The sequence below is a fragment of the Streptomyces aurantiaciflavus genome, from assembly GCF_049808595.1.
Lineage (GTDB): Bacteria > Actinomycetota > Actinomycetes > Streptomycetales > Streptomycetaceae > Streptomyces.
Genome location: NZ_JBNCAQ010000007.1, coordinates 175,419 through 190,258 on the forward strand (window position 1 = coordinate 175,419; position 14,840 = coordinate 190,258).

The following is a 14,840-nucleotide window of genomic DNA, read 5'->3' on the forward strand; positions in this document are numbered from 1 at the left end:
CCTCTCGTCGCAGGGGCCGTGTTCCCCCTGCTCCCACAGGAGTCGCCATGTCCTCCGCTGTGTCCCCTCCCCCGGCATCCGCCCGCATCACCGCCCTGGACGTCCTCGACGTCCGCTTCCCGACCTCCGAGCACCTGGACGGGTCGGACGCGATGAACCCCGAACCCGACTACTCCGCCGCCTACGTCGTCCTGCGCACCGACGCCACCGACGGACTGGAGGGCCACGCGCTGGCCTTCACCACCGGACGCGGCAACGACGCTCAGGCCGCCGCCATCGCGACGCTCGCCCCGCATGTGGTCGGCCGGTCCGTCGAGGAGGTCTGCGGCGACCTCGGCGCGTTCTCGCGCAGCCTCGTCCACGATCCCCAACTGCGCTGGCTGGGCCCGGAGAAGGGCGCCATCCACATGGCCACCGGCGCGGTCGTCAACGCCGCCTGGGACCTGGCCGCCAAGCGCGCCGGGCAGCCCGTCTGGCGCTTCCTGGGCGAGATGTCCCCGGAAGAACTCGTCGCCCAGGTCGACTTCCGCTGGCTCAGCGACGCGCTCACCCCCGAGGAGGCGCTGGAGATCCTGCGCCGGGCCGAACCGGGCCGCCAGGAGCGCACCGCCCGCCTCCTGGAGCGCGGCTACCCCGCCTACACCACCACCCCCGGCTGGCTCGGTTACTCCGACGAGAAGCTGGCCCGCCTGGCCCGCGAGGCCGTCGCCGACGGCTTCACCCAGATCAAGCTGAAGGTCGGCGCGTCCCTGGAGGACGACGTACGGCGCATGCGCGTCGCCCGCGAGGCCGTGGGCGACGGCATCCGCGTCGCCGTGGACGCCAACCAGAGATGGGACGTCCAGCCCGCCATCGACTGGATGCGGGCGCTGGCGCCGTACGACCCGTACTGGATCGAAGAGCCCACCTCCCCGGACGACATCCTCGGCCACGCCGCCGTCCGCAGGGCGCTGAGCCCCATCAAGGTCGCCACCGGCGAACACATCGCCAACCGGGTCGTCTTCAAGCAGCTCCTCCAGGCCGGCGCGGTCGACATCGTGCAGATCGACTCCGCCCGCGTCGGCGGGGTCAACGAGAACATCGCGATCCTGCTGCTCGCCGCGAAGTTCAAAGTGCCGGTCTGCCCGCACGCCGGCGGCGTCGGTCTGTGCGAGATGGTGCAGCACCTGTCGATGTTCGACTACGTGGCCGTCTCCGGCACGGTCGAGGACCGCGTCATCGAGTACGTCGACCACCTCCACGAGCACTTCGTCGACCCGGTGCGCATCGCCGAAGGCCACTACCTGGCCCCGGCCCTGCCCGGGCTCAGCGCCCAGATGCACCCGGAGTCGCTGAAGGAGTACCTGTACCCCGACGGTCCCGTCTGGTCCGCCCGTGTCTGACGTACGTCGCCTGGTGGACGCCCACCACCATGTGTGGAACCTCGACCACCGCCCGCAACCCTGGCTGGACGAACCCGGCCATGAACCCATCCGCCGCACCTTCGGCCCCGACGACCTGCGCACGTCCGCGACCCGGACCATCGCGGGACGCCGTCTGGGCAGCACGGTGGTCGTCCAGTGCGTGACGTCCGTACCCGAGACGCGTGAACTCCTCGCCCTGGCCGACGAGGACCCGCTCATCGGGGCGGTCGTCGGCTGGGCGGACCTGACCTCCCCGGCGGTCGGTGACGTACTCGACGCGCTGCAGACGGGTCCCGGGGGCCGGTACCTGCGGGCCGTGCGGCACCTCGTGCAGGGCGAGTCCGATCCGCAGTGGCTCCAACGACCGGTCGTGGAGCGGGGGTTGGCGGCGGTGGCCGAGCGCGGACTCGCGTACGACGTACTGATCCGCCACCACCAGCTCCCCCAGGCGATCGCTCTCGCCGAGCGCTTCCCCGGCCTGCCGCTGGTCCTGGACCACGCGGGCAAGCCGCCCATCGCCGAGCACGCACTGAACGGCTGGGAACGGGACGTGCGGCGGCTGGCGGCGCACTCCCAGGTGAGGTGCAAGGTGTCGGGTCTGGTCACGGAGGCCGACCACGAGCGGTGGACCATCGCCGACATCCGGCCGGTGTGGGACGTCCTGCTCTCCGCCTTCGGCCCGGACCGGCTGATGTTCGGCTCCGACTGGCCCGTCTGTGTCCTCGCGGGCGGCTGGAACCGCTGGGCCGCCACCGTCGAGGAACTCCTGGCCCACTGCTCGGCCGAGGAGACCGGGGCGATCCTCGCCGGCACCGCGAACGATTTCTACCGCCTGTCCGAGAAGGAGGGGACACCGTGCTCCTGACCGAACTGCTGCACCCCGGCATGCTCGAAGCCCTGGCGGGCGCGGGACACGGCGCGCGTGTCCTGCTCGCCGACGGCCACTACCCCGCGAGCACCGCCACCGGTGAGCGGGCGAGAACCGTCCACCTCAACCTGGCCCCGGGCCTGCTGGACGTCACCACCGTGCTCGACGTCCTGCTGCGGGCCCTGCCCGTCGAGTCGGCGCACGTGATGGTGCCGCCCGAGGGTGAACCGGAGCCGCCCGCCATCGCCGAGTACCGCTCGATGCTGGCGCCCGTCCCGGTGGGGACGCTCGACCGCTTCGCGTTCTACGACGCCGCCCGCTCCCCCGACCTGGCGCTGGCCGTCGTCACCGCCGACATCCGTACCTACGCCAACCTGCTGCTGACCATCGGCGTCCGCGCTGAAGGGACCCTGACCCCACGATGACACTCGCAGTCCGCTACACCGCCGCGCGAACTCTGGACACGGCACCCGTCGAGACCTCCCCGCCCGGCCCCGGCGAGGTGGAGCTGGCTCCCGCCTACGTCGGCATCTGCGGCACCGATCTGCACATCTTCCACGGCGACATGGACGCCCGGGTGTCCGCGCCCGCTGTCCTGGGACACGAGATGTCCGGTCGCGTCGTACACGTCGGCCCGGGCGTCGAGGGCTGGCTGCCCGGGGACGCGGTGACCGTGATGCCCCTGCGCTGGGACGACACCTGCCCGGCGTGCCTGAAGGGTCATCAGCACATCTGCCAGCACCTCGACTTCATCGGCATCGACTCCCCCGGCGCGATGCAGCAGCGCTGGACCGTGCCCGCCTCCACGCTCATCCGGCTGCCCGACTCCCTCGCCCTGGACCGGGCCGCGCTCGTCGAGCCGACGGCGGTCGCCGTGCACGACGTGGGCCGGGCCGGGGTGCGCGAGGGTGAGAAGGTCGTCGTCGTCGGTGGCGGCCCGGTCGGCATCCTCATCGCGCTGGTCGCGCGGGCCGCGGGCGCGGAGGTCCGGGTGGTGGAGCTCAGCGCCCACCGCCGGCTGCTGGCCGAGGAGTTGGGGCTGACGGCCTGGAACCCGGCCGGCGAAGACGTGCCGGCGCTGGTGCGGGAGTGGACCGCCGACGCGGGCGCGGACGTCGCCTTCGAGGTGTCCGGCGCCGCGGGCGGCGTGGACACCGCGGTCGAAGTGCTGGGCGTACGCGGCCGGTTGTGCCTGGTGGCCATCCACCCCCGGCCCCGGGAAGTGAATCTGCACCGCTTCTTCTGGCGCGAGCTCACCCTCGTCGGCGCCCGGTTGTACGACCGCTCCGACTTCGAACGGGCCGTGGCGCTGGTCGCCGACGGCACCGTTCCCGCCGACCGGCTGATCAGCAAGGTCGTCCCGCTCAGCGAGGCGCCCGCCGCCTTCGAGGCGCTGGAGGGCGGCGGCGACGTGATGAAGATCCTGGTGGACTGCGCCACCGACGACGATGCTGAGGGAGCCTCCGCATGAACACCTTCGACCTCACCGGGAAGCTCGCCGTCGTCACCGGAGCCCGGCGCGGCATCGGGCGGGCCATGGCCCGTGCCCTTGCGGAGGCCGGTGCCGACGTCATCGGCGTCAGCGCCTCACTGGAGGAGTCCGGCAGCGACGTGGAGAAGGACGTCACCGCCGCGGGCCGTGCCTTCGAGGCGATCCGCACCGACTTCGCCGACGCCGAGGCCGTACGGGCCCTTGGCGCGGACCTGGCCGGGCGCGAGCGGCCAGTGGACATCCTGGTCAACAACGCGGGCACGATCCGCCGTACGCCGGCCGCCGAACACAGCGACGCGGACTGGGAGTCGGTCCTTCAGGTCAACCTCAACGCCCAGTTCGCGCTGACCCGTGCGGTCGGCGGGGCGATGGTGGCCCGCGGCCAGGGCAAGGTGATCTTCACCGCATCGCTGCTCAGCTTCCAGGGCGGTATCACCGTCCCCGGCTACACCGCCGCCAAGCACGGCATCGCGGGCCTGACCAAGGCGCTGGCCAACGAGTGGGCGTCGCACGGCGTCAATGTCAACGCCATCGCGCCCGGCTACATCGCCACCGACAACACCCAGGCCCTGCGCGACGACCCACAGCGCAGCACAGCGATCCTGGACCGTATCCCGGCCGGACGCTGGGGAGAGGCCGACGACCTCGCCGGCGCCACCGTCTTCCTCGCCTCGGACGCGGCCGCCTATGTCCACGGCATCGTCCTCCCCGTCGACGGCGGGTGGCTGGGCAGATGACCGCCGATCTGGGGGCCGTGCTGGCCGGGGCCCGTGTGATGCCGGTGCTGACGGTGCCCGACCCGGCCACGGCCGGGCCGCTCGCCGAAGCCCTCGCGGCGGGCGGCGCCCGGTGCGCCGAGGTCACCTTCCGCACCCCGGGCGCCGAGCAGGTACTCAAGTCGATGGCCGCGCACGGCGGCCTGGCTGTCGGTGCGGGCACGGTGCTCACCGCGGAGCAGGCGGAGCGGGCCGTGGCGGCCGGGGCCCGCTTCGTCGTCTCGCCCGGCTTCGACGAGGAGGTCGTCGCCGGATGCCGCGAGCTGGGAGTTCCCGTGGTGCCCGGCGTCGCCACCGCAACGGAGCTGATGCACGCCCTGCGGGCCGGTCTCGACACCGTCAAGCTCTTTCCCGCCGAGCCGCTCGGTGGTCTGCGGACGCTCCGAGCGCTCGCGGCACCCTTCCCCGGGATGCGGTTCGTGCCGACCGGCGGGATCGACGCCTCGCGCCTGCCCTCCTACCTGGCCGACCCCGCGGTCCTCGCCGTCGGCGGCAGCTGGCTGGCCACCCCTGCCCACCTGGAGCGCGGCGAGTACGCGGAGATCCGTCGCCTCACCGCCGAGGCCATGGAGGGGAGCACGCCGTGATCGACGTGGTGGCCCTCGGCGAGGTGATGCTCCGTTTCGACCCGGGCGAGGGCCGGATCCGCACCGCCCGCACCTTCCAGGTCTGGGAGGGCGGCGGCGAGTACAACGTCGTACGGGGCCTGCGCCGGTGCTTCGGACTGCGCACGGCCATCGTGACGGCCCTGGCCGACAACGCGGTGGGCCGGCTCGTCGAGGACCTGATCCTGCAGGGCGGCGTCGACACGTCGCTGATCCGCTGGGTGGCCGGTGACGGCATCGGCCGTACCGCCCGCAACGGGCTCAACTTCGTCGAACGCGGCTTCGGGGTGCGCGGTGCGCTGGGTGTCAGCGACCGGGCGAACACGGCCGTCTCGCAGCTGCGGAAGGGAGACGTCGACTGGGACGCGGTCTTCGCGGCGGGCCCGCGCTGGTTCCACACGGGCGGTGTCTTCGCCGGGCTCTCGGAGACCACGGTGGACGTGGCCGACGAGGCCATGGCGGCCGCTCGACGGCACGGCGTCACCGTCTCCTACGACCCCAACTACCGCCCCAGCCTCTGGGACGGCCGGGGCGGCGCCCAGCGGGCCCGCGAGATCGACCTGCGGCTCGCCCGGCACGCGGACGTCGTGGTGGGCGCCCTGGGTCTGGCCGGGCGCCACCCGGGCGAAGCGCGGGTTCGCGGCGAAGACGTGCCGGACGCGCTCGCGGAGGTGGCGGGCAGGGTACCCACGGCCCGGGTGCTCGCCACCACGCTGCGGGAGGTCCCCTCCGCGGGGGTGAACGACTGGGCCTCGGCGGCCTGGTCCGCCGAGGCGGGGTTCGTCTCCGGTCCGACGATGTCCGGTCTGCACGTCCTGGACCGCGTCGGCTCCGGTGACGGCTTCGCCGCCGGTCTGATCCACGGCCTGCTGACCGGGGACGACACCCGGCTCGGCCCGGTCACGGCCGCCCGCCTGGAGCGGGCCCTGGCCTACGGGACGGCCCACGGCGCTCTCACCATGACCACCCCCGGCGACGTCTCCATGGCCTCGCTCGCCGAGGTCGAGGCGCTCATGACGGGCTGCTCGGCCACCGTCAGACGCTGACCGGCCGCGCGGCGGCCCGCACCACCCGCACTTTTGAGGAGCACCCTTGAGACATCGGCCCATCGGACGCCGGAAGATCACGAACACCCCGGTCGAGCTCACCGCACTCGGCTTCGGGGCCTCCGTCATCGGCAACCTCTACAAAGTCACCCCTCCCCGCGACGCGGAGGCCGCCGTCGAGACGGCCTGGGAGGCCGGCATCCGGTACTTCGACACGGCGCCGCACTACGGACTCGGCCTCTCCGAGCAGCGCCTGGGCACGGCGTTGCGGGGCCGGCCGCGTGAGGCGTACGTCGTCTCCTCGAAGGTCGGCCGCCTGCTCGTCCCCAACGAGCGGCCTCGCGGTGTCGACGACGAGGGCTTCGTGGTGCGGGACGACCTGCGCAGGCGGTGGGACTTCAGCCGGGACGGGGTGCTCCGCTCCATCGAGGGGACCTTGGAGCGCACGGGCCTGGACCGCCTCGACGTCGTCTACCTGCACGATCCCGACGACCACTGGAGGCAGGCCGCGGAGGAGGCCATGCCCGCTCTGGCGGAACTGCGCGACCAGGGGGTGATCGGCGCGATCGGCGCCGGCATGAACCAGACGGCGATGCTCGCCCGTTTCCTGCGCGAGACCGCCGCCGACGTCGTGATGCTCGCCGGGCGCTACACGCTCCTCGACCAGTCGGCGCTGGACGACGTGCTGCCGGCGGCCGAGGAGTCGGGCAGGAGCGTGGTGGCGGTCGGCGTGTTCAACTCGGGCCTGCTCTCCCGCGAGCGGCCCGCCGAGGGCATGAAGTACGACTACCAGGACGCCCCGCCCGCCCTGGTCGCCCGGGCCCGGACGATCGCCGAGATCTGCGAGGCGCACGGCACGACCCTGCCCGCCGCCGCGATCGCGTTCCCGCACACGCATCCCACTATCATCAATGTCACCCTCGGTATGCGGAACCCGGAGCAGGTCAGGCGAAACGTGGAACTTCACCGTCAGCACATCCCCGAAGCCCTCTGGGCTGATCTCCGCACCCAAGGGCTGATCAGGGCGGACGTGCCGACGGCGGACGCTCGGGAGAGGGGTTCGCGGTGTCTCTGACGGACAAGGCCATCGAGCAGATCCGGGAGCTGATCCGCACCGGCGCGCTGCCCCCGGGCTCGAAGCTCCCGCCGGAGCCCGACCTGGCCGCCCAGCTGGGCCTGTCGCGCAACCTCGCCCGCGAAGCGGTCAAGGCGCTGGCCGTCGCGCGGGTCCTGGAGGTCCGGCGGGGCGACGGCACGTACGTGACCAGTCTGCAGCCGAGCCTGCTCCTGGAGGGGCTCGGCGGGGCGGTGGAGCTGCTGCAGGGCGACTCCGCTGCCCTGCGGGACCTCATGGAGGTACGGCGCCTCCTCGAACCGGTGGCCACCGCACTGGCCGCCACCCGGATCTCCGACGACCAACTGGCCGAGATCAAAAGTCACTTGGACGCCATGCGCGAGGCCCGGGACGACGTCGAGCGGCTCAACGCCCATGACGCCGCCTTCCACCGCGCCGTCGTCTCGGCCACCGGGAACGAGACCCTCCTGACCCTTCTGGAGGGAATCTCCGGCCGCACCCTGCGCGCCCGCATCTGGCGCGGTCTCGTCGACGACCAGGCCGCGGGCCGGACCCTGGCCGAACACGAAGCGATCTTCAGGGCCCTGTCCACCCGCGACGCCGCCCTCAGCCAGGCCGCCGCGCTGCTGCACGTGAGCAACACCGAGCAGTGGTTGCGGGAACACCTGCGCGCCAACGCGTCCCTGTCCTTCGGATCGCCGACGAAGAACTGACGCCGCGGCTCGTCACGCGCCGTCTCCTTCCCGTCACGCCCTCCGGACGCCTGGCAACCGGCTGATCGCCCGTCGGGACGGCGCCCACGGCTCGCGGCCACGGACGGGCATGTCGGTCAGCTGTCGCGCAGGGCCTTGTGGATCTCGGTCAGCGAGTCGGTCAGCCTTCCGTAGTCGTCGTGGGCCACCGGCGCGACGAAGTACCGCTCGACGACCCGGCCGTGGACGGCGGCTGCCCGAAGGAACACCGCACGACCGTGATCGGTCGATTCCACCAGGACGCTTCTGCGGTCCCCGGGGGAGGGCACGCGCCGGACCAGACCGGCTCCCTCCATGCGGTCGACGAGACGGGTGATGCCGCTGCTGGTGAGCGTGAGATCGTCGGCGAGCTCGCGCTGCGAGACCTCCTCGTCCGGCTGCCGGCAGAGCCTGATGAGGACCTCGAACATCGTGTGGCTGATCTCGCACTCCTGCCGCAGGGCCGTGTCGATCCGCTGTTCGAGGCGGGTGGCCACCTTGATCAACAGCCCGAAGTCGTGAACGAGTCGGCTGTTGGCGGCGCGGGCGGTCCTGTCGCCCCGTCGAGTCGCGGCATCCACCTGTCTGCGTCCTCTCGTACCGGCGGCCCCGACCGGGACCGTCCGCAGAGTTTACTGCTTCCTCACCTATCGACATCTCAATTACTGAGCAATCAATTGCTGAGTAGTCAACGAAATTCTATGGTGTCGAGTACCCACCAGAGAGAGTCGGAGAAGGGGAGATCAGTGGATCTGCAGCACTGGCTCGGCCGGGCCAACGACGCCGTACAGGAGTGGGCCGACAGCTTCGGCCCCTACGAGCAGCACCCGTCGCTCCTCGTCGAGGACGACCGCTTCGCCGCCGCCTTCGGGGAGTTCACCGGACGGCTGAAGGACAACTATCCCTTCTTCCACCCGCACTACGCCGGGCAGATGCTCAAGCCCCCGCACCCGGCGGCCGTGGTCGGCTACCTCACCGCCATGCTGATCAACCCCAACAACCACGCCCTGGACGGCGGCCCCGCCACCGCCCGCATGGAACGCGAGGCCGTCGGGCGGCTCGCCGCGATGTTCGGCTACGACACCCACCTCGGCCACCTCACGACCAGCGGCACGATCGCCAACCTCGAAGCCCTGTTCGTCGCGCGCGAGCTGCATCCCGGCCGGGGTGTCGCCTACAGCGCCGACGCCCACTACACCCACGGCCGCATGTGCCACGTCCTGGGCGTGAAGGGCCACCCGATCCCCACGGACGACCGCGGCCGCATCTGCCTCGACGCCCTGGAGGACGTCCTTCGCACCGAAGACGTCGGCACGGTCGTCCTCACCGCCGGAACGACCGGCCTCGGCGTGGTCGACCCCGTCCACCAGGCCCTGGCACTCCGGGAGCGCTACGGCGTCCGGCTCCACGTGGACGCCGCCTACGGAGGCTTCTTCACCCTGCTGGCCGGTGCCGACGGTCCCGAGGGACTCCCCCCGGAGCCCTGGCGGGCGATCGCTCGGTGCGACTCGATCGTCGTCGACCCGCACAAGCACGGACTCCAGCCGTACGGCTGCGGGGCCGTCCTCTTCCGCGACCCGGAGGTGGGGCGCTTCTACCTCCACGACTCGCCGTACACCTACTTCACCTCCAGCGAGCTCCACCTCGGCGAGATCAGTCTGGAATGCTCCCGTGCCGGAGCCTCGGCCGCCGCCCTGTGGCTCACCTTCCAGCTCGTCCCGCCCACGCCCGACGGTCTCGGCCGCGTCCTGGCGGCCGGCCGCCGGGCCGCCCTGCGCTGGTCCGAGCTGATCACCGCGTCCGACGCCCTGGAGCTCTACCAGCAGCCCGAGTTGGACATCGTCAGCTACTTCCCCGTGGTGGAACCCGCCGCCCTGACCGCCGTCGACGCGGCGTCGGCACGCGTGCTGGCGGACGGCATGGCCAGTGCCGACCCGGTGTTCCTGAGCACCCTCAAGGCCGACCGCGAGGCGTTCACCGCACGCCACCCGAAGATCACCGCGGACGCCGACGGCGCACGCATCCTGCGCAGCGTCCTGATGAAGCCGGAATCCGAGCATCACCTGGAGCTCCTCCACGGCCGGGTCGAACGGCTCGCGCGGTCTCGCTGAGTCCACCGCCCTGGGCGCCGCCACCCCGGCGGCGTCGGTCCCTCGGGCGGGGCAAGGGCTGTCGGACAGGGCCTACTTCGGCGGTGGTGCCGTCGAACCACGTGGTGCGAGGGAGGGCGTGGGCACCTGGTGGGACTCCGGCTGGTCCCCGTCCATGACCCCGAACAGGGTCCGGGCCGCATCGGCGCCGAAGCCGTGCACGTCGTGGCTCATCGCGGACAGCGGGGGATGGGTGAGCCGGCACAGCTGCGAGTCGTCCCACGCGAGGAGGGAGAGGTCCTGGGGCACGGACAGTCCCAGCTCGGCCGCGACGGCGGCGCCGGCGACCGCCATGATGTCGTTGTCGTACAGGATCGCCGTGGGCCGGTCCGCCCTGAGGAGCAGGGAGCGGGTGGCGCGGGCGCCTTCCTCTCCCTCGTACCCCGTGGTGACCTGGAGGTCGCCGGTCAGTCCGAGGTCGCGTGCAGCGGAGGCGAACGCCTCGGTGCGGATGGCGCTGTGGCCGAGCCCGGCGGGCCCGCCGACCCGGGCGATGCGCCGGTGGCCGAGTGCGGCCAGGTAGCGCACGGCCTCGGCGGCGGCGACGGCGTCGTCGGTCCACACCGACGTGAAACCGCCGGTCAGGGACGGGTGGCCGACGGCCACGACCGGCAGCCCCACGGCTTTCAGCGCCGGGACGCGGGGGTCGTTCTGGCGGAAGTCGACCAGGATCGAGCCGCCGACCTGCCGCGCCCGCCACCAGTTCTGCTGCAGCGCGATCTCCTCGTCGAGGTCCCGCACCAGGTGCAGCAGCAGCGAGCAGGACCGCTCGGCCAGCACGCTCTCGACCCCGGAGATGAACTCCATGTAGAAGGGTTCCAGGCCGAGCAGCCGGGCCGGCCGGCAGATCGCCAGCCCGACGGTGTCGACCCGGCTCCCGGACGACAGGCTGCGGGCACGCGCGTTGGGCGCCCATCCCAGTTCCTGGGCCGCCTGGAAGATGCGGACGCGGGTGGCGTCGGAGACACCGGGCTTGTTGTTGAAGGCCAGGGACACCGCGCCCTTGGACACGCCGGCGCGTGCCGCGACGTCCTTGATCGTGACGCGGTGGGCAGGTACGCGTGGAGCGGGTGCGCTCACGCCGGTTCCACGCAGAAGATCGCCGAGCGGGCGCCCTCGACGGTGGGCTCGGACCAGCCGCCGACCCGGATCCGGACCTGTTCGCCGGGAAGCAGGGTGACCAGGCCCGTGTCGGCCACCGCGTCCGGGGCGAGACGGTCGGGCTGCAGAAGGAGATCGCGTACCACGGTGCGTGCTGTGACCACGACGTCGACTGTAGCGTCCTGTCCGGAACCGGCACCCGCCTCCACCTGGACGTCGAACCGGGGCCGGGCGTAGGCGAACTCGCGGTCCGGCACGGCGAAGTGCAGCGCGCGCAGTCCTCCCCCGCTCTCGGCTTCTCCCCCACTCTCGACTCCGCTCGGGCGGAAGGACCCCCACGCGTCCGCCACCAGGAACTCCTTGGCGCCCTCCGCGCCAAGTGCGAGGTCGGCGGGGAGGGGCACGCGGACCGCGCCGCGCGGATCCACGTCGGCCCCGAGCGTCGCCTCGGCGGTGACCGTGCCGTCGGCGGTCATCCGGCGCACCGTGACCCGGGCGTGCCAGCTCTCGGCCGACTGGTTGGCCAGGGCCAGCACGACACCGTCCGGGGCGGGCTGGAGGGTGAGCAGCCGGTCCGCGTACACGCGCCGCAGCTCGTGGTAGAGCGGCTTGAGCCGGCCGTCCCCGTCGACGGCCGCCCAGGAGCTGACCGGCCAGCAGTCGTTCAACTGCCATACGACGGTGCCCGCGCAGAGCGGCCAGTGGGAGCGCCAGTGCTCGATGCCGGCGGCGACGGCCCGGGCCTGGACCACCTGGGTCAGGTAGTGCCAGCGGTCGAAGTCGCCCTCGGGGAGGGCGAAGTGGCGGGCGACCCCGCGATCGAGCTTGCCGTTTCCGTCCTCGGCCTTCTGGTGGTGGAGCATGCCGGGTGAGTCGGGGGCGAGGTCCTCGCCGGGCAGCGCGCGACGCAGGGTGGCCAGCGCGGGCGGGGCCTGCCAGCCGAACTCGGCGACGAACCGGGGCACGCTGTCGCGGTAGTGGGCGTAGTCCCGCCGGTTCCACACCTCCCAGGAGTGGTGGGTGCCGTGCGCCGGGTCGTTGGGGTGGTGGTCCCAGGAGCCGGACCACGGGCTGCCCGCCGTGTAGGGCCGGGTCGGGTCCAGCTCGGCGACCACGCGCGGCAGCAGGCCGAGGTAGTACCCCTCGCCCCACGAGTCGCCGGCGAGCTCGGGCTCCCAGCCCCAGTCCCGGAAGCCCCACAGGTTCTCGTTGTTGCCGTTCCACAGCACCAGCGACGGGTGTGGCATCAGCCGTACGACGTTCTCGCGCGCCTCGGCCTCCACCTCACCGCGCAGCGGCTGCTCCTCGGGGTAGGCGGAGCACGCGAACAGGAAGTCCTGCCAGACCATCAGCCCGAGTTCGTCGCACACGTCGTAGAAGGCGTCGTCCTCGTAGATGCCGCCGCCCCAGACGCGGACGAGGTCGATGTTCGCCTCGGCGGCCTGGGTGAGGCGGTGGCGGTAGCGCTCCGGGGTGACGCGGGAGGGCAGGACGTCGTCGGGGATCCAGTTCACGCCCCGCGCGAAGAGGGGTACGCCGTTGACGACCAGGGTGAAGCCGGTGCCGTGTTCGTCGGCGGTGCGGTCCAGTTCGATCGTGCGGAAGCCGATCCTGCGCCGCCAGGCGTCCAGGGCGGTGCCGCCGTCGACGAGGGTGACCGTGAGGTCGTACAGCGGCTGTTCGCCGTGGCCGCGCGGCCACCACAGCCGCGGGTCGGGCACGTCCAGCGTGAGCTGCGCGTGTCCGTCCTCGACGGTGACCTCGGTGTCCACCCCGGCCACCGACACCCGCGCGGTCAGGGGGCGCCCGGTGCCGGTGGCGGTGCGTTCCACCGTGAGGTGCACCTCCACGCGGCCGTGCGTGCCGGTCACCGTGACCAGGGGCCGGACCTGGGAGATCCGGGCGGTCGACCAGTGCTCCAGGCGGACGGGCCGCCACATTCCGGCGGTGACGACGGTGGGACCCCAGTCCCAGCCGAAGCTGCACGCCATCTTGCGGATGTACTGCGAGGGCGCCGGATAGACGTTGGGGCGGTCGCCCGTCATCTGCCGTACTGCCTCGGCCTCCTCGTGGGCCGGGAGGAAGCGCACGCGCAGTTCGCCGGCGCGGCCGGTGACGTCGAAGCGGTGGGCGCGATGCATGTTGCGGGTCCGGCCGAGCGACTCGCCGTCCAGGGTGATCTCGGCGGCGGTGTCGAGGCCGTCGAAGACCAGGTCGGTGCGCTCGTGCGCGGTGTCGCTCGTCAGCCGGGAGGTGTACGTCCACTCCCGCTCGCCGACCCAGGCGACCTCGTGCTCGTTGGTGCCGATGAAGGGGTCGGGGACGAGCCCCGCGGCCAGCAGGTCGGTGTGGACACAGCCCGGCACCCGGGCGGGCAGCACCCCGTCCTCGTGGCACAGCCCCCACCCTTCGCCGAGCAGGGTGACGTCCTTCATCTGCGGCTCCCCTCGCGTAACGCATCGCCGGTCCGGAGTGGTCGGAGGTCAACCTAATGGCCCGATGGAGCGATGTCCATAAACCGGTATAGTGCAATCCTATTCGCCTGTTTTGTTGGCTTAATTGCCTCTTCATCCTGGTGAGTTGAGGTCATATCAAGCCACCCATGCAGCGGTGGCGCATTGCGATGAAAGGCTGAGCTTTACCGGTTCAAACAGCCGGAGCCATGGGACCGACAGCCCACCCCCTTGCCCGCCGACGGAAACACCCGGTGATCACTCGCCGCGATCGAGCGATAGCGCACGGTAGTGGCGATGACCCACGCGTGGTACCTTTTGGACGATCGACCAGGGCGATCGACCAAAAGGCCGTCCTGGCGATGCCCGAGAGCGGGACGCAGGCCCAGGAGCAGCCATGACCACCACAGATTCCGCGACCCGGGGCGAGCAGACGCGGGCGCGCCTGTTCGACGCCGCGGTGCACCTCATCGCCGAGGAGGGGTGGGGCGCGGTGACCACACGGAAGATCGCGGAGCGAGCGGGCGTACGGCCCGGGGTGGTGCACTACCACTTCGCCACCGTCACCGATCTGCTCGTCGACGCCGCCCTCGACGCCACCCGGCGGGAGCTGGGCAGAGGGCTGGATCTGCTGCGCGAGGCGGGGGATGTCGCCACGGGCCTGCGGCAGGTCCTGCGGGCGGTCGCGGAGTACGCCGCCGACGAGCCGTTGACGGCGCTGCTCAGCGAGACGCTGCTGGCCGCTCGGCGCATCGGGCGGCTGCGGGAGGAGCTGTCCGCGCTGCTGCGGGAGCTGCGGGCGGTCACGGCCGAGTGGCTGCGTTCCACGGGCCGTGCCGAGGAACCGGAGGCCTCGGCGGTCGTGCTGCTCGCCGCCCTCGACGGTCTGGTGCTGCACCTCCTGCTCGACCCGGAGCTGCCGACCGAGTCGCTGGCCGGGCCGCTCGCGCGCCTGGCGGAGCAGGCCGGACGGCCGATACCGGCCTCGGACGCCGGCGGCACCGCCGACGCGTGACCCGCTGTCCCGCCGGCGCCGCCGGCATCGTGACCCGCTGTCCGGTCGGCGCCCCCTCCACCGGCGGGACGGCTCGTGGTCCGCCCTCCGACCCGCTCACCCTTCGAGCCCTTCGAGGAGAATCC

14 protein-coding genes are annotated in these 14,840 nt (G+C 72.3%); 11 read left to right on the forward strand and 3 right to left on the reverse strand.

What is annotated here, in order from left to right:
• The first annotated feature begins 47 nt into the window (after nt 1–47).
• Genes ACPT94_RS10110 through ACPT94_RS10150 form a run of 9 tightly spaced genes read left to right on the forward strand, consistent with a single transcriptional unit; the run spans nt 48 to nt 7,978 of the window.
• A complete protein-coding gene (locus tag ACPT94_RS10110; RefSeq protein WP_360331670.1) occupies nt 48–1,382 on the forward strand; it encodes an L-fuconate dehydratase in 1,335 nt (444 codons plus the stop codon).
• Nucleotides 1,375–2,268, forward strand: coding sequence for an amidohydrolase family protein (locus ACPT94_RS10115; RefSeq protein WP_360331673.1), 894 nt, complete (start codon nt 1,375–1,377; stop codon nt 2,266–2,268). The genes ACPT94_RS10110 and ACPT94_RS10115 overlap by 8 nt, the downstream gene beginning before the upstream one ends.
• Complete coding sequence (locus tag ACPT94_RS10120; RefSeq protein ID WP_360331676.1) at nt 2,259–2,696, forward strand: RbsD/FucU domain-containing protein; 438 nt, start codon at nt 2,259–2,261, stop codon at nt 2,694–2,696. Before ACPT94_RS10115 ends, ACPT94_RS10120 begins: the two co-directional genes overlap by 10 nt.
• Entirely contained in the window at nt 2,693–3,742 is a 1,050-nt protein-coding gene (locus ACPT94_RS10125) for a zinc-dependent alcohol dehydrogenase (RefSeq protein WP_360331679.1), read from the forward strand. Before ACPT94_RS10120 ends, ACPT94_RS10125 begins: the two co-directional genes overlap by 4 nt.
• The gene (gene kduD / locus ACPT94_RS10130) at nt 3,739–4,500 is read left to right on the forward strand and encodes a 2-dehydro-3-deoxy-D-gluconate 5-dehydrogenase KduD (RefSeq protein ID WP_360331682.1); all 762 of its coding nucleotides are present in this window, start codon (nt 3,739–3,741) and stop codon (nt 4,498–4,500) included. Before ACPT94_RS10125 ends, kduD begins: the two co-directional genes overlap by 4 nt.
• Nucleotides 4,497–5,126, forward strand: a complete 630-nt coding sequence (locus tag ACPT94_RS10135) for a bifunctional 4-hydroxy-2-oxoglutarate aldolase/2-dehydro-3-deoxy-phosphogluconate aldolase (RefSeq protein WP_360331685.1) — start codon at nt 4,497–4,499, stop codon at nt 5,124–5,126. The genes kduD and ACPT94_RS10135 overlap by 4 nt, the downstream gene beginning before the upstream one ends.
• Nucleotides 5,123–6,190: a sugar kinase gene (locus ACPT94_RS10140; protein ID WP_425245679.1), complete on the forward strand. Its 1,068-nt coding sequence runs from the start codon at nt 5,123–5,125 to the stop codon at nt 6,188–6,190. Before ACPT94_RS10135 ends, ACPT94_RS10140 begins: the two co-directional genes overlap by 4 nt.
• A 46-nt stretch (nt 6,191–6,236) precedes the next feature.
• Nucleotides 6,237–7,265 (forward strand): aldo/keto reductase, encoded by a 1,029-nt coding sequence (locus ACPT94_RS10145; RefSeq protein ID WP_360331691.1) that lies wholly within the window; start codon nt 6,237–6,239, stop codon nt 7,263–7,265.
• Nucleotides 7,256–7,978, forward strand: coding sequence for a FadR/GntR family transcriptional regulator (locus tag ACPT94_RS10150; protein WP_360331694.1), 723 nt, complete (start codon nt 7,256–7,258; stop codon nt 7,976–7,978). Before ACPT94_RS10145 ends, ACPT94_RS10150 begins: the two co-directional genes overlap by 10 nt.
• Nucleotides 7,979–8,094: 116 nt before the next feature.
• Here ACPT94_RS10150 and ACPT94_RS10155 read toward each other — a convergent pair whose 3' ends face one another.
• Complete coding sequence (locus ACPT94_RS10155) at nt 8,095–8,577, reverse strand: MarR family winged helix-turn-helix transcriptional regulator (protein WP_360331696.1); 483 nt, start codon at nt 8,575–8,577, stop codon at nt 8,095–8,097.
• Between the two features lie 165 nt (nt 8,578–8,742).
• Here ACPT94_RS10155 and ACPT94_RS10160 point away from each other — a divergent pair, with 165 nt between their 5' ends.
• Nucleotides 8,743–10,107, forward strand: coding sequence for a pyridoxal phosphate-dependent decarboxylase family protein (locus ACPT94_RS10160; RefSeq protein ID WP_425245680.1), 1,365 nt, complete (start codon nt 8,743–8,745; stop codon nt 10,105–10,107).
• Between the two features lie 72 nt (nt 10,108–10,179).
• Here the strand turns inward: ACPT94_RS10160 and ACPT94_RS10165 are convergent, their stop codons facing one another.
• Together ACPT94_RS10165 and ACPT94_RS10170 are read right to left on the reverse strand one after the other, a co-directional pair.
• The gene (locus tag ACPT94_RS10165) at nt 10,180–11,226 is read right to left on the reverse strand and encodes a LacI family DNA-binding transcriptional regulator (RefSeq protein ID WP_360331702.1); all 1,047 of its coding nucleotides are present in this window, start codon (nt 11,224–11,226) and stop codon (nt 10,180–10,182) included.
• On the reverse strand, nt 11,223–13,682 hold the full coding sequence (locus tag ACPT94_RS10170; protein WP_360331705.1) for a glycoside hydrolase family 2 protein: 2,460 nt from the start codon (nt 13,680–13,682) through the stop codon (nt 11,223–11,225). Before ACPT94_RS10170 ends, ACPT94_RS10165 begins: the two co-directional genes overlap by 4 nt.
• 415 nt (nt 13,683–14,097) lie before the next feature.
• Here ACPT94_RS10170 and ACPT94_RS10175 point away from each other — a divergent pair, with 415 nt between their 5' ends.
• Nucleotides 14,098–14,715 (forward strand): TetR/AcrR family transcriptional regulator, encoded by a 618-nt coding sequence (locus tag ACPT94_RS10175; protein WP_360331707.1) that lies wholly within the window; start codon nt 14,098–14,100, stop codon nt 14,713–14,715.
• The last annotated feature ends 125 nt before the right edge of the window (nt 14,716–14,840 follow it).